This is a genomic window from Citrobacter sp. TBCS-15, from assembly GCF_005280815.1.
Taxonomy (GTDB): Bacteria; Pseudomonadota; Gammaproteobacteria; order Enterobacterales; family Enterobacteriaceae; genus Citrobacter; species Citrobacter werkmanii.
This window is the reverse complement of the sequence record NZ_SZWK01000032.1, coordinates 1-214: the sequence shown is the minus strand read 5'-3', so window position 1 is coordinate 214 and position 214 is coordinate 1. Positions and strand designations below refer to the sequence as shown.

Sequence of the window (214 nt, the reverse complement as noted above, 5' to 3'; positions counted from 1 at the left end):
CGGGAACTCAAAGGAGACTGCCAGTGATAAACTGGAGGAAGGTGGGGATGACGTCAAGTCATCATGGCCCTTACGAGTAGGGCTACACACGTGCTACAATGGCATATACAAAGAGAAGCGACCTCGCGAGAGCAAGCGGACCTCATAAAGTATGTCGTAGTCCGGATTGGAGTCTGCAACTCGACTCCATGAAGTCGGAATCGCTAGTAATCGT

At 50.9% G+C, this 214-nt stretch carries 1 rRNA gene; it reads left to right on the top strand.

The features are described 5' to 3' along the window. Positions 1 to 214, top strand: a 16S ribosomal RNA gene (locus tag FDW96_RS02805); the annotation flags it as partial.